We start from the raw sequence: 20,891 nt of genomic DNA, 5'->3' as shown, positions 1-20,891 counted from the left end.
GGAAGGCTCCGCAATCACCAAATGAGGCTTGATCAGGCCCGTTTTCCCTGCCACACGCTCCCGCCATGTCCGACATCGCCACCACCACAGCCGAATCGCCGGCCCGTTCCCCGCTTGCCGCCGAAGTGGCGCGGCGGCGCACGTTTGCGATCATCTCCCATCCCGACGCCGGCAAGACCACGCTGACCGAAAAGCTGCTGCTGTTCGGCGGCGCCATCAACCTGGCCGGCCAGGTCAAGGCCAAGGGCGAGCGGCGCAACACGCGCTCGGACTGGATGAAGATCGAGCGCGAGCGCGGTATCTCTGTCGTGACCTCGGTGATGACCTTCGAGTTCGAAGGGCTCGTGTTCAACCTGCTGGACACGCCGGGCCACGAGGACTTTTCGGAAGACACCTATCGCACGCTGACCGCGGTCGATTCCGCCGTGATGGTGATCGACGCCGCCAAGGGCATCGAGGCGCGCACTCGAAAGCTGTTCGAGGTGTGTCGTCTTCGGGATATCCCGATCATCACCTTCATCAACAAGATGGACCGCGAGAGCCGCGACGTGTTCGAGCTGCTCGACGAGATCGAGAAGACGCTGGCGCTCGACACCACGCCGATGACCTGGCCGGTCGGCCGCGGCCGCGACTTCCTCGGCACTTACGACGTCGCCAATGGCGGCGTGCGCCTGCTCGAAGGCGGCGGTGCCAAGACCGGCGCGGCGCAGCAGATCGACATCGCCGAACTCGCCAAGCTCAATGCCAATCTCGATGTCTCCGCGGTCAAGGACGAGCTCGAGCTCGTCACCGAAGCGTCAAAACCGTTCGAGCTCGACGCGTTCCGCGAGGGCCATCTGACGCCGGTCTATTTCGGCAGCGCGCTGCGCAATTTCGGCGTCGGCGACCTGCTGGAAGGCCTCGGCAAGTTCGCGCCCGAGCCGCGCGCGCAGGACAGCGACCAGCGCAAGGTCGAGGCCACCGATCCGCGCATGAGCGCCTTCGTGTTCAAGATCCAGGCCAACATGGATCCCAACCACCGCGACCGCATCGCGTTTGCGCGTCTCTGCTCGGGCAAGCTCAGCCGCGGCATGAAGGCCAAGCTGGTGCGCACCGGCAAGAGCATGCCGCTGTCGAGCCCGCAATTCTTCTTCGCCCAGGACCGTTCGGTCGCGGATGAAGCCTTCGCCGGCGACGTCGTCGGCATTCCCAATCACGGCACGCTGCGCATCGGCGACACGCTGACCGAGGGCGAGGATTTCAACTTCGTCGGCGTGCCGAGTTTCGCGCCGGAAATCGTCCGCCGCGTCCGTCTCACCGACGCGATGAAGGCCAAGAAGCTGAAGGAAGCGCTGCAGCAGATGTCGGAAGAGGGCGTGGTGCAGGTGTTCCGCCCGCGCGACGGAGCGCCGGCGCTGGTGGGTGTCGTCGGCGCGCTCCAGCTCGACGTGCTGAAGGCACGGCTGGAGGCGGAATATTCACTGCCGGTCGAGTTCGAGGTCAGCGAATTCCAGCTCGCGCGCTGGGTCTCCTCGGAGGACCGCAAGAAGCTCGACACCTTCATCGCCGCCAACACCTCCAGCATCGCCGACGACGTCGACGGCGATCCCGTGTATCTGGCGCGGAACGAATTCTATCTCGGCTACACCAAGGAACGCGCCGAGGGCATCGAATTCACCAACGTCAAGGACGTCAAGAAGAAGGGGTAGGGTGGGCGCTCCGCCAGCTTTGCAGGCGCCCTCCGCTGTCATTCCCCGCGAAGGCGGGGAATCCAGTACGCCGCAGCCTCTCGATTCCATCACCGCCGTCACGGAGTACTGGGTCGCCCGGTCAAGCCGGGCGACGACACCGGTGTTGAACGCGCGCATGTGAATGCGCTCGGACTTGACGCGTTGATGGGCAACGCCACTTTTATCGCATGGCATTGCGAGCTCACTCCATGTGGCGCGGCTTCCTTGTTTTTCTCCTGCTGACGATCTCGACGATCGCCGCCGACGCGCAGCGACGCCAGATCAATCCAATCCCGTTTGCGCACGAGCCGTGCAGCGTGCTCGACTATCGGCCCTGCACGCCGTCCTATTGCAGTCCCCTCGAGCCCGGCCCCTGCATTCCCGAGATCGACTATCCCTATGGGCAAAATCTTCAGCTGACGATCGAGAGCGTGCCCTCCGAAGCCGATCGCGCCAAGTATCGGAAGCCGGATCACGATCTCGACACGATCGGCGATCTCTTCGCCGAGCTACGCACCTGCTGGTCGCCGCCATCAGACGGTGCGCGCGCGGGCATGCAGATGTCGGTGCGCTTCAGTTTCAACAAGGCGGGCGGCCTGATCGGTCCGCCGCGCCTGACATTCGCAACCACCGGCGTTCCGGCCGACACCCGCGCGACCTATCTGAAGGCGATCAACGCCTCGCTGAACGCCTGCCTGCCGCTGAAATTCACTGGCGGACTCGCCGGTGCCCTGGCCGGGCGGCCGATCGCGATCCGATATGTCGACAATCGGCAGATCGGCCAGTAGCGCACGAGTTGCGAGCAGCCGCCAATCGATGATACCTCAGAGGCGGGGGCTGCATTGCGGGGAGGATGTCGTGGGTCTGCTGGTCATGATCCTGGGGCTGGTGCTGTTCTTCGCCACCCATGTTTTCACCACCAAACGTGAGGCGCGTGCGCAGGCAATCGCAAGGCTGGGCGAGGGGACCTACAAGATCCTCTATACCGTGGTCTCGCTCGCGGGTCTCGCGTTGATCATCTGGGGCTTTGCGCATTACCGCAGCTCCGGCTGGATCGACGTCTGGTATCCGCCGAAGGCGATGAAGCACATCACGCTCGCGCTGATGCTGCCCGCGGTCATCCTGGTGGTCGCCTCTTATCTGCGCGGCCGCATCTACGCGACGCTGAAGCATCCGATGCTGGCCGGCATCAAGCTGTGGGCGGCGGCGCATCTTTTGGCCAACGGCGATCTCGGCTCCATCATTCTGTTCGGCTCGTTCCTGGGCTGGGCGGTGTATGACCGCATTTCGCTCAAGCATCGCACCGACGCCGGCGGCCCCCCGATCCCGGTGGGCGGCGTCAGCAATGATCTGATTGCGGTCGTCGTCGGCGTCGTCGCCTATCTCGCGCTGGCCTTCGCGTTCCATCCGGTCGTGATCGGTGTTCCCGTGATCGGGGGCTAGCCGGTCAGCACAAGACGAAACCCCGATGTCCATGCGCGGAAGCTGATAAGAGCAACAAACCGAGGGCCCTTCGATGGACTGGTCGCAATCTCAGATCCCGCCGATGCGGTTCGAGGCGCGCTTCGGCGATCGGGTGGTGCCGGCATTTTCGGATCGGCCGGCGAGCGTGTGGGCGATGATCGCGGAGGCGCGCGATCGCAATGCCGAAGGCGAGGCACTGATCGCAGGCAATGTCCGGCTGAGCTGGCGGCAGGCCGTGGAGCAGGCTGCGCGGATCGCCGCGGGCTTCCGCAAGCTTGGCCTGCAACGGGGCGACCGCGTCGCGATCCTGCTCGGTAACCGCATCGAATTCCCGCTGCTGCTGTTTGCCGCCGCGCATGAGGGGCTGGTGACGGTGCTGCTCAGCACGCGCCAGCAGAAGCCGGAGATCGCCTATGTCCTCGCCGATTGCGGCGCCAAGATCCTGATCCACGAAGCAGGCCTCGCAGAGCGGCTGCCCGATGCGGAGGAGGTGCCCGATGTGATCCATCGCATCGCCGTCGACGACGATCCGGCTCGCTCGCGCTTCGCCGCGCTCGCCGACAACCCGCCGGCGCCTGCGCCGATCGAGGTGAGCGAAGAGGACACCGCGATGATCCTCTACACCTCGGGCACGACAGGCAGGCCGAAGGGCGCGATGCTGGCCCATTGCAACATCGTCCATTCCTCGATGGTGTTCGTGTCCTGCCTGCAATTGACGCAAACCGATCGCTCGATCGCGGCGGTGCCGCTCGGTCATGTCACGGGTGTCGTCGCCAACATCACGACGATGATCCGCTGCGGCGGGGCGCTGATCATCATGCCCGAGTTCAAGGCCGCCGATTACCTCAAGCTCGCCGCGCGCGAGCGCGTCACCTACACGGTGATGGTGCCGGCGATGTACAATCTCTGCCTGCTGCAGCCGGATTTCGACAGCTACGATCTGTCGAGCTGGCGCATCGGCGGCTTTGGCGGGGCGCCGATGCCGGTCGCGACCATCGAGAAGCTCAAGGCGACAATTCCCGGCCTGAAGCTGATGAACTGCTACGGCGCGACCGAGACGACGTCGCCCTCGACGATCATGCCGGGCGAGCTGACCGAGAGCCATATCGACAGCGTCGGCCTGCCGTGCCCCGGCGCGCGCATCGTCGCGATGGATCCGGACGGGCGCGAGCTGCCCCACGGGGAGATCGGCGAGCTCTGGATCCAGAGCGCCTCCGTCATCAAGGGCTATTGGAATAACCCCAAAGCCACCGCCGAGAGCTTCACCAGCGGGTTCTGGCACTCCGGCGATCTCGGCTCGGTCGATGCGGAAGGGTTCGTCCGCGTGTTCGACCGCCAGAAGGACATGATCAATCGCGGCGGCCTGAAGATCTATTCGGCCGAGGTGGAATCCGTGCTGGCCGGCCATCCCGCCGTGATCGAGAGCGCGATCATCGCCAAGGCGTGCCCGGTGCTGGGCGAGCGCGTCCACGCCGTGGTGGTGACGCGCGCGCCGGTCGCCGGCGAGGCCCTGCGCGCCTGGTGCGCGGAGCGTCTGTCCGACTACAAGGTTCCCGAGACCCTGGCGATCACACCTGAGCCGCTGCCGCGCAACGCCAACGGCAAGGTGCTGAAGCGGCAGCTCCGGGAGCTCCTGGGCGCTTGAGCCGGGCAGGGCCATCCGGGCTCTCCCGGGTGGTTAACGCCTTGATCGGGCTCGCTTTGCCTTGCCACCGCCATATCGTTAGGGTACCTCGCCGCCACGTGGGGGACGGGGATTCCTGACGCGAACGCTTCGGCGCGCGTACCCGGACGGGCATGGGATTAGCATAAGTGTCTGAATTATTTGACGAAGTCGACGAGGAAGTACGTCGCGAACAGCTCAAGAAGCTGTGGGATAGATATTCGGTTTACTTCATCGCCCTGATGGTGCTGGTCGTTGCCGGCGTCGGCGGCTGGCGCGGTTATCAATATCTGGAGGCCAAGAAGGCCGCCGAGGCCGGCGCCGCCTTCGAGAAGGCGGCGGAGCTGTCCGACCAGGACAAGCATGCCGAAGCCGAGGCCGCCTTCACCGAGCTCGCCGCCAAGGCGCCCTCGGGTTATCGCACCCTGGCGCGGCTGCGCGCCGCAGCCGAGGCGGCGCCCCGCGACGCCAAGGCTGCTGCCAAGATGTACGACGACATCGCTGCCGACCGCAGCGTCGGTGGTGAGTGGCAGGACCTGGCCAAGATCCGCGCCGCCGGTCTGCTGCTCGACAGCGCCAGCTATGCCGACATGCAGCAGCGGCTGGAGCCTTCCGCCGCCCCCAAATCGACCTTCCGCCATACCGCCCGCGAGATGCTGGCGCTGTCGGCCTGGCGCAACAACGACATGACGGCGGCCCGCAAATGGCTCGACGCGATTGGTGAAGACGGCGAAACGCCGCCCGGCCTGCGCTCGCGCGCCGAGGCGCTCCAGGCCCTGCTGCCGCCCGTCGCCAAGAGCTGAGCAAAAAGAGCTGAGCAAGAAGAGCTGACGACGGCTCCCTGACCTAGACGAGACACGATATGCGCCGCACGCCACGCTTGATCGCAGCCGCCGTCCTGATCGCCTTTACGGGCGTCCTGGGCGGCTGCTCCAGCTTCGATCCAAGCGACATGCTCGACTTCCTCGACACCAAGAAGAAGCTGCCGGGCGACCGCAAGCCAGTCTTCCCGGAGGGCGTGCCGGGTCTCGAGCAGGGCGTCCCGAAGGACCTGTACAAGGGCGCGCAGCAGCAGCCCGATCCGAACGCGCCTGCCGTCGCGGCCTTGCCCGCCGAGCCGCCGCCCGAGGCCAAGCCGGCGAAGGGAGCCAAGGCGAAGCACACGAGGCAGCCGGCCGCCGCAGCGGCAGCGCCGACTGAAGCGCCCGCCGGCGAAGTCGACGGCGAGGCTCAGCCGGAGGCGGCGCCGGCCACGGCCGCTCCGCCGCCCAAGCACAAGATTGTCCGCAAGCGCACCACTGCGCCGCCGCCGGATCAGCCGGTCCAGCAGGCGCAACCGACCCAGACCACGCAGCAGCAGACGCAGGGCGGCTTCCCGGCGCCGCTGCCGAGCGGCAGCTTCTCGCGCTAATTTTTTCCTTTGATTGACAGGCGCAGCCCCGGCAGCGCACGAATGACCGATGTCCTTCACGATCGCCATCATCGGCCGGCCCAATGTCGGCAAATCGACGCTGTTCAACCGCCTGGTCGGACAGAAGCTCGCGCTCGTCGACGATCTGCCGGGCGTCACCCGCGACCGCCGCGAGGGTGAGGCGAGGCTCGGCGATCTCGAATTCACCATCATCGATACCGCAGGCCTCGACGAGGGCGCCAAGGGCTCGCTGACAGCCCGCATGCAGGAGCAGACCGAGACTGCGATCGCGCAGGCGGATGCGCTGTTCTTCGTCATCGATGCCCGCGTCGGCCTCACGCCCACCGACCGCGCCTTCGCCGATTTCGCCCGCAAGGCCAACAAGCCCGTGCTGCTGGTCGCCAACAAGAGCGAGGGCAAGCACGGCGATGCCGGCGCGATGGAATCCTTTGCGCTCGGCCTTGGCGATCCCATCCAGATCTCGGCCGAGCATGGCGAGGGCATGGGCGAGCTCTACGATGAGCTCGCCAAGCTGATGCCGGAGCCCGTCGACGACGACGAGACCGAGGACGACGAGCCGCTCACCGAGGAAGAGGCCGCGACGCGCCCGATCCGGGTCGCCATCGTCGGCCGGCCCAATGCCGGCAAGTCGACGCTGATCAACCATCTGCTCGGCGAGGAACGCCTGCTGACGAGCCCGGAGGCCGGCACGACGCGCGATTCCATCGCGGTCGAGATCAACTGGAAGGGCCGCGAGTTTCGCGTGTTCGACACAGCAGGTCTCCGCCGGCGCTCCCGCATCGAGGAGAAGCTGGAAAAGCTCTCGGTCGCCGACGCCCTGCGCGCGGTCCGTTTTGCCGAAGTCGTCGTGATGATGATGGATTCGCAGAACCGCTTCGAGGAGCAGGATTTGCGCATCGCCGATCTGATCGAGCGCGAGGGCCGCGCGGTGGTGCTCGCCGTCAACAAATGGGACCTGATGGAGAGCAAGGGGGGCGGTGCGATCTCGGGTCTGCGTCGCGATGCCGACCATTGGCTGCCGCAGATCAAGGGCGTGCCGATCGTCGCGGTCTCGGGCCTGATGGGCGAGGGCATCGATCGGCTGATGCAGGCGATCCAGGACGCCTACGCGCTTTGGAACCGGCGCGTGTCGACGTCGGCATTGAACCGCTGGTTCGAGCAGGCGGTTCAGGCCAATCCGCCGCCGGCCGTGTCCGGCCGACGGCTCAAGCTCAATTACATCACGCAGACCAAGGCGCGCCCGCCGAGCTTCGTGCTGTTCTGCTCGCGTGCTGACGCGGTGCCGCAGTCTTATTTGCGCTACCTCATCAATTCCATGCGCGAGACCTTCGAGCTGCCGGGCACGCCGGTGCGCATCACCTTGCGCGAGAAGGCCAATCCCTTCGCGCACAAGCGCAAGCGCCCGTCGTGAGTGACGGCGCCGGCGAGGCGGCGGCGCAAGGCGCCGTGCCCGCGAGGCGCGGCGCGGTCGCCTTCATCTTCGTCACTATCCTCTTGGACATGCTCGCGCTCGGCGTCATCATGCCGATCCTGCCGAAGCTGATCGAGAGCTTCGTCGATAACGATACCGCGCACGCCGCCCGCATCTTCGGCCTGTTCGGTACCGCCTGGGCGCTGATGCAGTTCGTGTTCTCGCCGTTGCTCGGCGCGCTGTCGGATCGTTTCGGGCGGCGGCCGGTGGTATTGCTGTCGAATTTCGGGCTCGCGGCCGACTACGTGCTGATGGCGCTGGCGCCGTCCCTGGTGTGGTTGTTCGTCGGCCGCGTCATCTCGGGGATCACTTCGGCCAGCATCTCGACGGCGTTTGCCTATATCGCCGACATCACGCCGCCGGAGCGGCGCGCGGCGGTCTTCGGCCGGATTGGAGCGGCGTTCGGCGCCGGCTTCATCCTGGGGCCAGCGCTCGGCGGTCTGCTCGGCGACATCGATCCGCGCCTGCCGTTCTGGGCGTCGGCGGCCCTCAGCTTCGCCAATGCCCTCTACGGTCTGTTCGTCCTGCCGGAATCGCTCGCGCCCGACAAGCGCGCGCCGTTCCGCTGGCGAAGTGCCAGTCCGCTCGGCGCGCTCCGCCTGCTGCGCTCCAATGCGGTGCTCGCTGCGTTGTCCGTCGTCAATTTCATCGCGCAGGTCGCGCATGTCGTGCTGCCCTCGACCTTCGTGCTCTATGCGACCTATCGCTACGGCTGGGATTCCAAGACCGTGGGACTGACGCTGGCGATGGTCGGCATCTGCGCCATGGTGGTGCAGGGGCTTGCGATCGGCCCGATCGTGCGCGTGCTCGGCGAGCGGAACGCGCTGTTGCTGGGCCTGTGTTGTGGCGCGCTCGGCTTCGTCGTCCTGGGCGCTGCGCCGACCGGGCCGCTGTCCTGGATCGGGATTCCCATTCTGGCGCTGTGGGGCATCTCGGGTGCCGCGTCGCAAGGATTGATGACGCGGCTGGTCTCAGCCGATCAGCAGGGCCAGCTCCAGGGCGCGACCGCGAGCGTGCAGAGCGTGTCGCAGCTCGTCGGCCCGTTCCTGTTCACGCTGACCTTTTCCTATTTCATCAGCGCCGGCGCGCCGCTGCATCTGCCCGGCGCACCGTTCCTGCTCGCGGCAGCGCTCATGGTGGTCTGCGTAGCGATCGCGGTGCGGACGCTCGGGGCGGCGAAGACGGCATCGTAGGGTGGGCAAAGGCGCGCAGCGCCGTGCCCACCATCTGTTCGTGATAGCAAGAAGTCGTGGGCACGCTTCGCTTTGCCCACCCTACGGCAGCGGAGAATGCCGCGCGAGATCCCGGGTTCGATGCTTCGCATCGCCCCGGGATGACCGCTACACTCTTACTTTTTCACCAGCGGACAATCGCTGTCCTTGAGCGGCTTTGCTGCGTCTTCGGCGGAGATCGTGGCGATCTGCTTGTAATAGTCCCACGGCCCCTTCGACTCCTCGGGCTTCTTCACCTCGAACAGGTAGGCCGGGATGAGGCGGCGGCCGTCCTGGCGCAGCGGGCCGTTGCCGAACAGCGGATCGTCGGTCGGCAGCTCCTTCATCTTGGCGACGACCTTGGCGCCGTCATGCGGATTGCCGCCGAGCGCGTCCATCGCCTTGAGATAGTGCAGCACCATCGCGTAGTTGCCGGCCTGCGTCATCGACGGCATCGCGTTCTTGCTGGCCAGCGCCGAGAAGCGCTTGGACCATTCGCGGGTCTTGTCGTTCAGGTCCCAGTAGAACGATTCGGTGAAGGTCAGGCCCTGCGCGGTCTTGAGCCCCAGCGAGTGCACGTCGTTGATGAACAGCAGCAGCGCCGCGAGCTTCTGGCCGCCCTGGACGATGCCGAACTCGGCCGCCTGCTTGATGGCATTGGTGGTGTCGCCGCCGGCGTTGGCGAGGCCGATGATCTTGGCCTTCGACGATTGCGCCTGGAGCAGGAAGGAGGAGAAGTCCGCGGTGTTGAGCGGGTGCTTGACGCCGCCGAGCAGCTTGCCGCCATTGGCGGTGACGACGGCGCTGGTGTCGCGCTCCAGCGCGTGACCGAACGCGTAGTCGGCGGTGAGGAAGAACCAGCTGTCGCCGCCGGCCTTGGTCAGCGCCTTGCCGGTGCCGTTGGCGAGCATGTAGGTGTCATAGGTGTAGGAGACCGTGTTGGGCGTGCAGGCCTTGCCGGTGAGATCCGCGGTGGCAGCGCCCGAATTGAGCAGCACTGCATTCTTTTCCTTGACGAGGTTGCTGACCGCCAGCGCGACGCCGGAGCTCGGCGTGTCCGCGATCGCATCGACCTTGTCGTTGTCGATCCACTGCCGGGCGATGTTGACGCCGACGTCGGGCTTGTTCTGGTGATCGCCGCTCAGCACCTCGATCTTCCAGCCCTTCTTGAGCAAGCCGGAATCCTCGACCGCCATCTTGATCGCAACCACGGAGTTGGGGCCGCCGATGTCGGCATAGAGGCTCGACATGTCGTTGAGCACGCCGATCTTGACGGTCTTGTCCTGCGCGTAGGCGGATGTTGCAAAACCGAAGGCGGCACAGGCCAGAAGGGCGGCGGAGCGGCGCGCGAACGTCGTCGTCATAAAAGGTTTCCTCCATTGTCAAATATGCGGACGGCTCTCTTGCGGAGCCTTGTTCCGGCTGATTGGCTCTAGCCTGTCCCAGGGCCGGCGGCAATGCGCCTAAAGCCGGATGACGCTGCGTCGTAGCGTCATCCGTCGGTTAACTTTTTGGGAAAAATGCGTTGAGACGCTATTTGAGCGCGTCCGATGTCAGCTTGAATTTCTGGATGCGCTTTCCGGTATCGACCTCGGCGGTATAGACGTTACCCCCGGCGTCGATCGCCATGGCGTGCACCCAGTGGAATTGACCGGCGTTGCGGCCGTTATGCCCGAAGCTGCCGACCACGCTGCCGTCCTCGCGCTTGATGACCCGGATCTCGTTGTTCTCGCCGTCGGCGCTGAGCAGATAGGTTTGCTTCGGATCGGGCCAGATCGCGATGTCCCAAACCGCGCCGTTGCCGAGCGTGTTCTTCTCGAAGAAGAACTCTTTCACGAAGCTGCCGTCCTTCTTGAACACCTGGATACGGTTGTTGATGCGATCGCAGACATAGACGAGGCCGTCATTGGCGAGCTTCACGCAGTGGACGGGGTTGCCGAATTGCTGCGACGCCGGCGCCTTGGGATCGTAGGGCGCCTGCTTGTTGTCATCGGGCTTGTTGCCGTAGGCCCCCCAGTGCCGCTTGTAGGCGAGCGTCGTCGCATCGAACACGATGACGCGGCGGTTGCCATAGCCGTCGGCGATGTAGATTTCGTTGGCCTCCTTGTCGAGCGCGGTCTCGGCGGGTTTGCCGAGCTGCGTCGTATCGTTGCTGCCGAGGCTCGGGGCGAACTTGCCGATCTGGGCGACGAATTTGCCGTCGAGCGTGAACTTCACGATGGCGTTGTCGTTGTCGGCATTGCCGCCGACCCAGACGAAGCCGCGCTCGTCGACCTCGATGCCGTGCTCGCGGCCGACCCATTCATAGCCCTGCCCGGGACCGCCCCATGAGCGCAGCAGATTGCCGTCGACGTCGAACTCGAGCACGGGCGGCGCCGACACGCAGCATTTCGAGCGCGGCGGATTGAGGCTTGCGCCTTTCTCGTCGTCGGTAAGCGAGCGCGGGCGATGGATCACCCAGATATGGCCCTGCCAGTCGACGGTGATGCCGCCGACCTGGCCGAGGATCCAGTTGTTCGGCAGCTGCTTTGGCCAGGAGGGATCGACCGCAAAAGTCGGGACGTCGCCGGCATTCGACGCAACCGGAAGAGCGAAGGCGACGGCTGCGATCAGAATGGAGAGAGCGTGACGTGCGAGCGCGGACGCAGGGCCGGCGCGATCGTGCCATGGCGCCATGGCAACCTCCCTTTTGTTGGCGTGCGGCTTGCTGCCGCTTGCGCGCGGGCAGTCAATCGCGGGGAGGCAGTCGAGTCAATCAGGCTGGGGAGCGGAAGCTCATCAGGCTGCGGGTCTTGTAATCGTAGAACTTGCCGGTCTCGGTCCAGTCAGGCGCGCACATCGGCACGATGAATTCGGCGACCTGCTCGGCGGTGTCGAGCGTCGCCGGGTCTTCGCCCGGCATCAGCGTCGCGCGCATGCGGGTGCGGACCGGTCCCGGGTTGAACAGATTGACGCGCAGCTTCGTGTTGGCGGTCTCCTGCGCCCAGGCGCGAGCCAGCGTCTCCAGCGCGGCCTTGGACGCCGCGTAGGGGCTGACATAGGCGGTCGCCTTGTTGGCGGCGCCCGAGGTGATGAACACGGCGCGGCCGGCATCGGATTGCCTGAGCAGCGGCTCCATGCAGCGGATCAGCTGGAAGTTCGCGGAGACGTTGAGGGCCATCACGTCGGTGAAGGTCTTCAGCTCGATATGGCCGATCGGCGAGGAGGGGCCGAGCACGCCGGCATTGCCGACGAGGATGTCGAGCTTGCCGTAGCGTTCGTGCAGGCCGGCGCCCAGCCGCGCGATGCCGTCGGAATCGGTGAGGTTGAGCGGCACCAGCGTGGCGCTGCCGCCGATCTTGCGGATTTCATCGTCGAGCTCTTCGAGCCCGCCTTGCGTGCGCGCCACCGCCACGATATGCGCGCCGGCCTTAGCGAGCGCGATGGCGGTGGCATAGCCGATGCCGCGCGAGGCGCCGGTGACGAGAGCGATGCGGTCAGCGAGGGGATTTGTCATGGCGGGGTTTTACAGGGGTGGATGGCCGGGACAAGCCCCCATCACGCCGTCATTCCGGGGCGATGCGAAGCATCGAACCCGGAATCCAGAGCTTACAGGACTACGTCGAGATTCCGGGATCGCGCTGCGCACGCCCCGGAATGACAGCCGAGGGTCAGCTCGCCTCCGCCAGCAGAGACAGCTGCCGGGGCTGCTGCTCGGTCTGGGTCTGGTCGGTGAGGTGGGTCGGATAGGCCCCGGTAAAGCAGTGATCCGAGAATTTTGGATTGGCAGGATCGCGGCCGGGTTCGCCCATGGCGCGGTACATGCCGTCGATCGACAGGAAGGCGAGCGAGTCGGCGCCGATGATCTCGCGCATCTCCTCCAGCGAATGCGTCGCCGCGAGAAGACCGCCGCGATCGGGCAGGTCGATGCCGTAATAATCGGGATAGAGGATCGGCGGTGAGGCGAGACGGAAGTGCACTTCCTTGGCGCCGGCATCGCGCATCATGCGCACGATCTTCTTCGAGGTGGTGCCGCGCACCAGCGAGTCGTCGATCAGGATGATGCGCTTGCCTTCGATCGCGGCACGGTTGGCCGAATGCTTCATGCGCACGCCGGATTCGCGGATCGCCTGCGTCGGCTGGATGAAGGTGCGGCCGACATAGTGGTTGCGGATGATGCCGAGCTCGAACGGCACACCGGAATACTGGCTGTAGCCGACCGCGGCGGGGACGCCGGAATCCGGCACCGGCACGACGACGTCGATCGGCACGTGGCTCTCGCGCGCGAGCTGCGCACCGAAGGCCTTGCGCACCTCGTAGACCGAACGGCCGTGGACGATGGAATCCGGGCGGGCGAAATAGATGTATTCGAAGATGCAGGGACGCGGCGCCATCGGCGGGAACGGCTTGTGGATGTCCTGGCCGTTCTCGTCGAACACGATGACTTCACCCGGCTCGATGTCGCGGATGAAGCGCGCGCCGATGATGTCGAGCGCGCAGGTCTCCGAGGTCAGGATCGGGCAGCCGTCGAGCTCGCCGAGCACCAGGGGACGGATGCCGCGCGGATCGCGCGCGCCGACCAGCTTCTTGTTGGTGAGCGAGACCAGCGCATAGGCGCCCTCGATCTCGCGCAACGCGTCGATATAGCGCTCGATGAAGCGGGCGCGCCTGGAGCGCGCGACCAGGTGCAGGATCACCTCGGTGTCGGTGGTCGACTGCATCATCGCGCCGTGCTTCACGAGCTCGCGGCGCAGCGTCAGGCCGTTGGTGAGATTGCCGTTATGGGCGACCGCGAGACCGCCGGCATTGAGCTCGGCGAACAGCGGCTGCACGTTGCGCAGGATGGTGGCGCCGGTGGTGGAGTAGCGGACATGGCCGACGGCCATATTGCCGGGGAGGCGGTCGATCACCTCGCGGCGGGAGAAGGTGTCGCCGACGAGGCCGAGGCGGCGTTCACTGTGGAATCGGCTGCCGTCGTAGGAGACGATGCCGGCGGCTTCCTGGCCGCGGTGCTGAAGGGCGTGGAGACCGAGCGCGGTGATGGCGGCGGCGTCGGGGTGGCCATAGATGCCGAAGACGCCGCATTCCTCGCGCAGCGTATCTCCTTCCAGGTCGTCCTGAACCTCTAGTGCGGCCGGGCCGGGACCGGCGTTTGGATCGAGATCAAGTTGGGCGTCCTGGTCAGGGTGTCGCATCTCGTCCGCGCCTCTCTTTAAGGGCAATCAACGCGCCGCAGGTTTCTCGATCAGTTTCTTCAAACTGTCACGAGCAGGTTTACTGTATCCGTCACCACTGCCCGAAGGCTGCTGCTCGGATTCAGCTTGATCATCATCTGGTTTGTTTTTCTTGAATCTCTTCAAGATGGTGTTCTCGGGGTCGTCAGGCAAGAGGGCCATCAGCCAATCCCCGGTTCCCTGGAGCACGACGCGGGATTTGGCCCCCGTCACCCAGTCCGGGCGTTGCTTGTCCGGAACCAGCCAGGTGAAGAACAGGAAGGCGACCACGACGATCAAAAGCCCGCGAGCCAGGCCAAACAGGAAGCCGAGGGTGCGGTCCAGCGCGCCGATCCTGGAATCCAGGATCATGTCGGAGATCCGGACCGTGATCACGGAGACCACGACCAGGGTGCCCACGAACACGCCGGCGACCACGACCACGCTCGCGACGGTGTCGTTGTTGAAATAGGTCTTGGCGGTCGGCAGCAGCTTCGAGAAGGAGTACAGCGTCACGATCGCCGCGGCGCCCCAGGCCGCGATCGACAGGATTTCGCGCATGAAGCCGCGGACCATGGCAAGCAGGCCCGAGATCAGCATCACACCGAGCAGGATCAGGTCGAGGAGTGTTACTGGCATCGGCTGGTCTGGTCCGCTCGTACGTCGAAGGTGCTCTAGCGAATCGGTGTTTGGCCGCTGCCCTAAAAGAGGGGCAGACGGCGTTCCCGGCAAGGCCGCAACCACGCAATCCCATGCTGCTTTTGTGACGGCTGTATAGCGGCGGGGGCCTCCGACGTCACCTCCACCTAACCCTCTCCACGGCGGAATCTTGCCGGTGTGGCATTTTTCTCTGCCGGCGCGTTCGATTCGCCCCGGCGGGAGCCCTTGGCGGCAATCTCTGCGACCAATGTCGTCAGGCTGTTGACCGCATTCAGGGACAGTCCGGCGTCGCCGCCGGCATCCCCGCCTCGGGCCGATTCGGGCAGCACGGCGCGCTTGAAGCCCAGCTTGACCGCCTCCTTGAGCCGGGCCGGGGTCTGCGCCACCGGCCGGATCACGCCAGAAAGTGAAATCTCGCCGAAATAGACCGCATCGGTGGGTAACTGCGCATTAACCAGGGAGGACACCAGCGCGGCCGCGGCGGCCATGTCGGCCGCGGGCTCGTGGATGCGCAGGCCTCCCGCCACGTTCAGATAGACGTCGTGGCCCGACAGCTTGACCCCGCAATGGGCCTCCAGCACCGCCAGCACCATCGAGAGCCGACTCTGATCCCAGCCCACCACGGCCCGTCGCGGCGTGCCCAGCGAGGTCGGCGCCACCAGTGCCTGCAATTCGACCAGGACGGGCCGCGTGCCCTCGATTCCCGCGAACACTGCGGTGCCGGGCGTGCCGAGATCGCGCTCGGACAGGAACAACTCGGAGGGATTGGTGACCTCGCGCAGGCCAAGGCCCGTCATCTCGAACACGCCGATCTCGTCGGTCGGGCCGAAACGGTTCTTCACGGCGCGCAGGATGCGGAATTGCTGCGAGCCTTCGCCCTCGAACGACAGCACGGCATCGACCATGTGCTCGACCACGCGGGGGCCGGCGATCTGGCCGTCCTTGGTGACATGGCCAACCAGGATGATGGCAGCGCCCGTCTTCTTGGCGAAACGTATCAGCGCCTGTGCCGAGGCGCGCACCTGGGTCACCGTGCCGGGCGCGGATTCCACCGTGTCGGTCCACATCGTCTGGATCGAATCGATCACGATCAGCCGCGGGACCGCGCCCTCCGACAGCGTCGAGACGATGTCCTCGACCGAGGTTTCGGCGGCGAGCTGCACCGGCGCATCCGACAGCCCCAGCCGTTCGGCGCGCAGCCGCACCTGCGCGACCGCCTCTTCGCCGGAGATGTAGACGATGCGGTGGCCGGCGCGTGCCATCATGCTGGTGGCCTGCGTCAGCAATGTCGACTTGCCGATGCCGGGATCGCCGCCGACCAGCAGCACCGAGCCGCGGACGAAGCCGCCGCCGGTGACGCGGTCGAGCTCGGTCATCCCTGAGGACAGGCGAGGCGCATCCTGGGTTTTCCCCGACAGGCTCTCCAGCGCAAACGTTCGTCCCTTGCGCTTGGAGCGGATCGAGACCGGCACGCTGCCGCTGGTGTCTTCTTCCGCGAGCGTATTCCACTCGCCGCAGGATTCGCACTTGCCCTGCCAGCGGTTATAGGCCGCGCCGCAGTTCTGGCAGACGAAGGAAAGGGTGTTCTTGGCCATGGGGCGTCAATCGTGCTCAGGGAGATTGCGTCGCGTTCCATAGCATGGAGAGCCCGGCCGCGACCATGATCGCGTCCATCAGCAGGCGGAACACGTCCGGCTTCAGGTGCAGCACGAAGCGTTTTGCGATGAAGGCGCCCGACATCAGCGAGGCGCCCGCGATCAGCCCCTTGATGAAGACATCGCCGGTCAACGCGCCGAAGCGCTCGAAGGTCACGGATTTCGCGAAGTAGAGGCCGAGCGAGGAGGCCGCCTCGGTGGCGAGGAAAGCGCCCTTGCTGAGTCCGTAGAACAGGAACAGCGGCACGCTGAGCGGGCCGGTCGAGACCACGATGCCGGTGAGATAGCCGATCACGGCGCCGCCGACGGCGAGATGCCAGAGATTGGCCTTGAGGTCGTGCCGCGCCAGCCAGTGCCGCACCGGCACCATCGCGATCAGGAACATGCCGATGGCGAGGTCCACCGCATGCGAAGGCAGCGCCAGCAGCGTCCGTGCGCCGAGCACGGCCGCCGGAATGCCCGTGACCGAGTAGGCCGCACAGGCCCGCCAGTCGACCTCGCGCCACCAGGCCAGGATCCGCGAAAAGTTCGCCATCACGGACGCCACCGCCATGATCGGCACCGCCTCCTTCGGCCCATAGGCGTAGACCAGCACCGGCATCAGCATGATCGACGAGCCGGTGCCGACGATGCCTGAGATGGTGCCGGCGACGAGGCCGACGGTGAGGACGAAGAGGAAGGCCAAAACGCTCTCCACGAATCGGGAGAGTTTAGCCGCGGGCAGCGATATGGGCGATTCGTGCTAGGCGAGGGAACCTATTGCGCTGCGCATCGGCATGCCGGTCTGGGCGCCGGCTTTGAGGCATTTCAATGCGGCGGCTTCGCAGCTCACATCGAGCGCAATCTGCAGCGACACGCCTTCGCTCAGCATGGCCGCAAACGCGCCGACAAAGGTGTCGCCAGCGCCGGTCGTGTCCACCGGCGTGATGCGCGGGGCGGGCGCTCGCAGGCGGGTGCCGTCGGCCGTCACGGCCAGCGCGCCTTGCGCACCGGCGGTCACGATGCAGGTGAGGTCGCCGGCCCTGGCGAGGTCCGCGGCAGCGGCCTCGTAACTGGACGTAGCGAGGTCGATGGCTGCGGCGGCGTCCAGCGCCTCGTGCTCGTTGACGAGGAGATGGTCGGTCACGGCAAGAAGCTTTGTCACCATCTCGCGGGTCATCCTCTCCGGGACGGGCGCGAGATTCCAGACGACGGTGCCGGCGGCCAATGTCGTCCTGCGCGCAGCCTCGAGCGCCTGCGCGAAGGGCACTTCCATCTGAAGCACCAGCACCGTGTCGGGCGTGAAGAGTGCGGCACCAAGATCTCCGGCACTCGCGGCCATGTTGGCGCCGCTCGCCACCGTGATCGCATTCTCGCCGGCCTGATCGACCGTGATGAAGGCGCAGCCGGTCGGCTCGTCGGCCGCGACGACGAGACCGGTGTCGACACCGTTTGTCCGGAGGTTCTCGATCGCGCTGTCGCCAAACCCGTCCCGGCCGACGCGGCCCGCCATCCGGACTTGTCCCGGTCGCGCGATCCGCGCGGCGGCGACAGCCTGGTTGGCGCCCTTGCCGCCGAAATGAATCTGGTAGGACGGCGCGAGCACCGTCCGGCCGGGGCCGGGAATGATCGGGACCTTCGCGACGAGATCGATGTTGAGCGATCCGAACACCAGGATCATGGCGGAGAGGCCTTCAGCCTTGCTCGTCCATGACGCGCAGTTTCTCGACCCGGCGGCGGAAATCCTCGTCGGTCGAGAATTCCGCGGAGAGGTAGGACGAGACGAGATCCACGGCGAGCCAGGCGCCGACGATCTGCGCGCCGATGCACATCACGTTGACGTCGTCGTGCTCGACGCTCTGATGGGCGGAATGAACGTCGTGGCAGACCGCGGCGCGGATGCCCTTCATCTTGTTGGCCGCGATCGAGGCTCCGACCCCGGTGCCGCAGACCATGATGCCCCGCGCGGCTTCGCCCGACGTCACCTTCTGCGCCACGGCCCGCGCGATGTCGGGGAAGTCCACCGGCTTGTCGTCATGGGAGCCGACATCGACGATGTCGTGGCCGAGCTTGCGGATGTGGTCGATGACGGTCTGCTTGAGCGGCCAGCCGGCGTGGTCGGATCCGATGACGAGACGCATGTGGTGTCCTTCTTGATTTTGCATTGACCGTGACAGCCGGAAAGCGGCTGTCACGGCTTCTCTTCGTTCAGCTACGCATGTCGGGCGGCAGCTCGACCCCGTGGAATTTCTTGTAGATCGCGTTGAGCTTGCCGTTCTTGACGTTCTCGGTGATCCAGCCGTTGAGCTTGTCCATCAGGCGCTGCTCGCCCTTCTTCAGGCCGATGGCGAGGTCGAAGGTTGCGAGCGGAATCTTCGACTCGAAGATGCGGGCGGGATTCTTGACGCCGATCTGGTTGATGATCGTGGCCGATGTGCCGACGCAATCGACCTGACCGGAGACGGCCGCCGTGACTTCCGTGGCGTCGTCGTCATAGCGGGCGATCGTCAGCTCCTTGTCCTTCATGTTGGACAGGGTGGTATCCTGCGTGGTCCCGCGCGAAACGCCGATGGTCTTGCCTTTCAGGTCGGGCCAGTCCTTGACGTTCATCGACTTGAGGCAGCCGACGTCGGACTGCAGCGTCGCATAGCGCTTGGTGAAGTCGATGACCTTGGCGCGCTCGGGCGTCACCGACAGGGTCGAGATGATGATGTCGGCCTTGCCGGTCAGGACGTTCGGGATGCGGGTCGCGCCGGTGGTCTGGATGAATTCGAGCTCGAGGCCCCAGTCCTTGGCGAGCAGCTGAGCCACCTCGACGTCGGAGCCGGTCGGCTTCATGCCGGAATCCATCATGCCCGAGGGCGGAATCGCAAGGTCGGTTGAAATGCGAATCTTCTTGGCCTTCATCACGTCGTCGAGCAGGTCGGCCGATGCCGGCGTGGTGGACAAAATGACGAGGCCGAGCAGCGCGGCGGCGGTCCCAAGCAGTGTCTTGTTGGTCATTCCTAGTTCTCCTCTCCCTGTTATGATTTTAGATTTCCGGTGCCCACGAATTGCGTGAGTTCCGGCGTCGTCGGCGATGTCAGGATCGAGGCGGGGCCGGTCTCGTGAACCTTGCCGCGATGCATGAACACGATCCGGTCGGCGATCCCTTTGGCAAAGCCCATCTCGTGCGTGACCATCACCATGGTCATGCCGTCCGCCGCCAGCTGCTCGATCACCTTCAGCACTTCGGCGGTGAGCTCGGGGTCGAGCGCAGAGGTGACCTCGTCGAACAGCATCACCTTCGGCTGCATGGCGAGCGAGCGCGCGATCGCGGCGCGCTGCTGCTGGCCGCCCGACAATTGCTCGGGATAGGCGTGCAGCTTCTCTTCGAGCCCGACCTGCGCCAGCACCTTTCGTGCGAGGTCCTTGGCCTGCGAGTTCGCCAGGCTCTTCACGGCGCACGGCGCCAGCGTGATGTTCTGCTCGATTGTCAGGTGTGGAAACAGGTTATAGCTCTGGAACACGATGCCGACGTCCTGGCGTAGCGCGCGCAGATCGACGTCGGGACGGTCGACCCGATGCCCGCAAACGACGATCTCGCCGCCGTCGACCTTCTCGAAACGGTCGATGCAGCGCAGCGCTGTGCTTTTGCCGGAGCCTGAGCGGCCGATCAGCGCCAGCACTTCGCCGCGCTCGACTGCGAAGCTGACGCCATCGAGGACCCGGAGCGAGCCAAAGCTCTTTTGCACGTCGCGGAGCGACACGATTGAATCAGAGGAGGGGTTCTGTTGCATGTCAGGCTGGCGCGAGGTTGGATCTGCCACGCCCCATCCGCCGTTCCAGCCTCTGGCTGAACAGCGACAGCGGATAGCACATGGCGAAATAGATGACGGCGATGATGGCGTAGATGGCGAACGGCTCGAACAGCGAGTTGTTGACGATCTGGCCCGAGCGCATCAGCTCGACGAAGCCGACGACGGAGGCGAGCGAGGTGTTCTTGACGATCTGCACCATGAAGCCGACGGTGGGCGGCGTCGCGATGCGAATGGCTTGTGGCAGGATAACTTTCATCATGCGCTGGGTCCGGCTCAGCGCCAGGCCTTCGGCGGCCTCCCATTGCGGCTTCGGCACGGACTGGATGCAGCCGCGCCAGATCTCGCCGAGATAAGCGGCGACGTACAGCGTCAGCGAGGCGCCGGCCGCAGCGAGCGGCGACACCTTGAGGCCGATCGCGGCGAGACCGAAATAGCCCAGGAACAGGATGACGAGCAGCGGCGTGCCCTGAATGAGCTGGACATAGACGGCGCTGGCAATCCGCACCGATTTCAGCGGCGATATCCGCGCGAGCGCGATCACGAAGCCGACAATTCCGCCGCCGATCAGCGCGATCACCGATAGGCCAATGGTCCACAGCGCGCCCTGGCCAAGGAACATCAGATGATTGATGTTGAGATGTCCGCCCATGATCAT

At 65.6% G+C, this 20,891-nt stretch carries 20 protein-coding genes; 8 read left to right on the top strand and 12 right to left on the bottom strand.

Annotation, left to right across the window (positions count from 1 at the left end):
* The first annotated feature begins 65 nt into the window (after positions 1-65).
* The 8 genes from GGD67_RS02535 to GGD67_RS02500 all read left to right on the top strand — a co-directional run bounded on the left by GGD67_RS02535 (position 66) and on the right by GGD67_RS02500 (position 8,932).
* On the top strand, positions 66-1,688 hold the full coding sequence (locus GGD67_RS02535) for a peptide chain release factor 3 (protein WP_179730719.1): 1,623 nt from the start codon (positions 66-68) through the stop codon (positions 1,686-1,688).
* 230 nt (positions 1,689-1,918) lie between these two features.
* Complete coding sequence (locus GGD67_RS02530) at positions 1,919-2,497, top strand: hypothetical protein (protein WP_177236929.1); 579 nt, start codon at positions 1,919-1,921, stop codon at positions 2,495-2,497.
* Between the two features lie 70 nt (positions 2,498-2,567).
* Positions 2,568-3,152 (top strand): NnrU family protein, encoded by a 585-nt coding sequence (locus GGD67_RS02525; protein ID WP_179730718.1) that lies wholly within the window; start codon positions 2,568-2,570, stop codon positions 3,150-3,152.
* 73 nt (positions 3,153-3,225) lie between these two features.
* Entirely contained in the window at positions 3,226-4,818 is a 1,593-nt protein-coding gene (locus GGD67_RS02520; protein WP_179730717.1) for a class I adenylate-forming enzyme family protein, read from the top strand.
* A gap of 167 nt (positions 4,819-4,985) precedes the next feature.
* Positions 4,986-5,639: a tetratricopeptide repeat protein gene (locus GGD67_RS02515; RefSeq protein WP_179730716.1), complete on the top strand. Its 654-nt coding sequence runs from the start codon at positions 4,986-4,988 to the stop codon at positions 5,637-5,639.
* 59 nt (positions 5,640-5,698) lie between these two features.
* Positions 5,699-6,247, top strand: coding sequence for a hypothetical protein (locus GGD67_RS02510; protein WP_179730715.1), 549 nt, complete (start codon positions 5,699-5,701; stop codon positions 6,245-6,247).
* 49 nt (positions 6,248-6,296) lie between these two features.
* Positions 6,297-7,679, top strand: coding sequence for a ribosome biogenesis GTPase Der (gene der / locus GGD67_RS02505; RefSeq protein WP_018317605.1), 1,383 nt, complete (start codon positions 6,297-6,299; stop codon positions 7,677-7,679).
* Complete coding sequence (locus tag GGD67_RS02500) at positions 7,676-8,932, top strand: TCR/Tet family MFS transporter (RefSeq protein ID WP_179730714.1); 1,257 nt, start codon at positions 7,676-7,678, stop codon at positions 8,930-8,932. The genes der and GGD67_RS02500 overlap by 4 nt, the downstream gene beginning before the upstream one ends.
* Before the next feature lie 155 nt (positions 8,933-9,087).
* Here the strand turns inward: GGD67_RS02500 and GGD67_RS02495 are convergent, their stop codons facing one another.
* From GGD67_RS02495 to GGD67_RS02440, 12 genes are all read right to left on the bottom strand, one after another.
* Entirely contained in the window at positions 9,088-10,314 is a 1,227-nt protein-coding gene (locus GGD67_RS02495; protein ID WP_018317603.1) for an ABC transporter substrate-binding protein, read from the bottom strand.
* Positions 10,315-10,483: 169 nt separating this feature from the next.
* A complete protein-coding gene (locus GGD67_RS02490; RefSeq protein ID WP_179730713.1) occupies positions 10,484-11,626 on the bottom strand; it encodes a hypothetical protein in 1,143 nt (380 codons plus the stop codon).
* A 79-nt stretch (positions 11,627-11,705) separates the two neighbouring features.
* On the bottom strand, positions 11,706-12,446 hold the full coding sequence (locus GGD67_RS02485; protein WP_179730712.1) for an SDR family NAD(P)-dependent oxidoreductase: 741 nt from the start codon (positions 12,444-12,446) through the stop codon (positions 11,706-11,708).
* Positions 12,447-12,600: 154 nt separating this feature from the next.
* Complete coding sequence (gene purF, locus GGD67_RS02480; RefSeq protein ID WP_018317600.1) at positions 12,601-14,124, bottom strand: amidophosphoribosyltransferase; 1,524 nt, start codon at positions 14,122-14,124, stop codon at positions 12,601-12,603.
* A gap of 27 nt (positions 14,125-14,151) precedes the next feature.
* Positions 14,152-14,781, bottom strand: a complete 630-nt coding sequence (locus tag GGD67_RS02475; protein WP_018317599.1) for a CvpA family protein — start codon at positions 14,779-14,781, stop codon at positions 14,152-14,154.
* A 167-nt stretch (positions 14,782-14,948) separates the two neighbouring features.
* Entirely contained in the window at positions 14,949-16,397 is a 1,449-nt protein-coding gene (gene radA / locus GGD67_RS02470) for a DNA repair protein RadA (RefSeq protein WP_018317598.1), read from the bottom strand.
* A 16-nt stretch (positions 16,398-16,413) separates the two neighbouring features.
* The gene (locus GGD67_RS02465) at positions 16,414-17,142 is read right to left on the bottom strand and encodes a sulfite exporter TauE/SafE family protein (RefSeq protein WP_179730711.1); all 729 of its coding nucleotides are present in this window, start codon (positions 17,140-17,142) and stop codon (positions 16,414-16,416) included.
* Positions 17,143-17,199: 57 nt separating this feature from the next.
* Complete coding sequence (locus tag GGD67_RS02460) at positions 17,200-18,117, bottom strand: ribokinase (protein WP_179730710.1); 918 nt, start codon at positions 18,115-18,117, stop codon at positions 17,200-17,202.
* A gap of 13 nt (positions 18,118-18,130) precedes the next feature.
* A complete protein-coding gene (gene rpiB, locus GGD67_RS02455; protein WP_018317596.1) occupies positions 18,131-18,577 on the bottom strand; it encodes a ribose 5-phosphate isomerase B in 447 nt (148 codons plus the stop codon).
* Between the two features lie 67 nt (positions 18,578-18,644).
* Positions 18,645-19,439 carry a transporter substrate-binding domain-containing protein gene (locus GGD67_RS02450; protein ID WP_018317595.1) on the bottom strand — a complete coding sequence of 265 codons (795 nt, stop codon included), beginning with the start codon at positions 19,437-19,439 and terminating at the stop codon, positions 18,645-18,647.
* A gap of 20 nt (positions 19,440-19,459) precedes the next feature.
* Positions 19,460-20,215 (bottom strand): amino acid ABC transporter ATP-binding protein, encoded by a 756-nt coding sequence (locus GGD67_RS02445; protein ID WP_179731399.1) that lies wholly within the window; start codon positions 20,213-20,215, stop codon positions 19,460-19,462.
* Between the two features lies 1 nt (position 20,216).
* On the bottom strand, positions 20,217-20,885 hold the full coding sequence (locus GGD67_RS02440) for an amino acid ABC transporter permease (RefSeq protein ID WP_026201880.1): 669 nt from the start codon (positions 20,883-20,885) through the stop codon (positions 20,217-20,219).
* Positions 20,886-20,891: the final 6 nt, after the last annotated feature.

Origin of the sequence: Bradyrhizobium sp. IAR9, from assembly GCF_013408065.1 — a bacterium.
GTDB lineage: Bacteria > Pseudomonadota > Alphaproteobacteria > Rhizobiales > Xanthobacteraceae > Bradyrhizobium.
Note: the sequence above shows the minus strand (reverse complement) of the source record. Positions and strands in the feature narration are given on the sequence as shown.

Bases quoted from the DNA above. Each gene is read 5' to 3' on its own strand.
- GGD67_RS02535 (WP_179730719.1), top strand. From the start codon at position 66: ATGTCCGACATCGCCACCACCACAGCCGAATCGCCGGCCCGTTCCCCG.
- GGD67_RS02530 (WP_177236929.1), top strand. From the start codon at position 1,919: ATGTGGCGCGGCTTCCTTGTTTTTCTCCTGCTGACGATCTCGACGATC.
- GGD67_RS02520 (WP_179730717.1), top strand. From the start codon at position 3,226: ATGGACTGGTCGCAATCTCAGATCCCGCCGATGCGGTTCGAGGCGCGC.
- GGD67_RS02510 (WP_179730715.1), top strand. From the start codon at position 5,699: ATGCGCCGCACGCCACGCTTGATCGCAGCCGCCGTCCTGATCGCCTTT.
- der (WP_018317605.1), top strand. From the start codon at position 6,297: ATGTCCTTCACGATCGCCATCATCGGCCGGCCCAATGTCGGCAAATCG.
- GGD67_RS02495 (WP_018317603.1), bottom strand. From the start codon at position 10,314: ATGACGACGACGTTCGCGCGCCGCTCCGCCGCCCTTCTGGCCTGTGCC.
- GGD67_RS02490 (WP_179730713.1), bottom strand. From the start codon at position 11,626: ATGGCGCCATGGCACGATCGCGCCGGCCCTGCGTCCGCGCTCGCACGT.
- GGD67_RS02485 (WP_179730712.1), bottom strand. From the start codon at position 12,446: ATGACAAATCCCCTCGCTGACCGCATCGCTCTCGTCACCGGCGCCTCG.
- purF (WP_018317600.1), bottom strand. From the start codon at position 14,124: ATGCGACACCCTGACCAGGACGCCCAACTTGATCTCGATCCAAACGCC.
- GGD67_RS02475 (WP_018317599.1), bottom strand. From the start codon at position 14,781: ATGCCAGTAACACTCCTCGACCTGATCCTGCTCGGTGTGATGCTGATC.
- radA (WP_018317598.1), bottom strand. From the start codon at position 16,397: ATGGCCAAGAACACCCTTTCCTTCGTCTGCCAGAACTGCGGCGCGGCC.
- GGD67_RS02460 (WP_179730710.1), bottom strand. From the start codon at position 18,117: ATGATCCTGGTGTTCGGATCGCTCAACATCGATCTCGTCGCGAAGGTC.
- rpiB (WP_018317596.1), bottom strand. From the start codon at position 18,577: ATGCGTCTCGTCATCGGATCCGACCACGCCGGCTGGCCGCTCAAGCAG.
- GGD67_RS02450 (WP_018317595.1), bottom strand. From the start codon at position 19,439: ATGACCAACAAGACACTGCTTGGGACCGCCGCCGCGCTGCTCGGCCTC.
- GGD67_RS02445 (WP_179731399.1), bottom strand. From the start codon at position 20,215: ATGCAACAGAACCCCTCCTCTGATTCAATCGTGTCGCTCCGCGACGTG.
- GGD67_RS02440 (WP_026201880.1), bottom strand. From the start codon at position 20,885: ATGGGCGGACATCTCAACATCAATCATCTGATGTTCCTTGGCCAGGGC.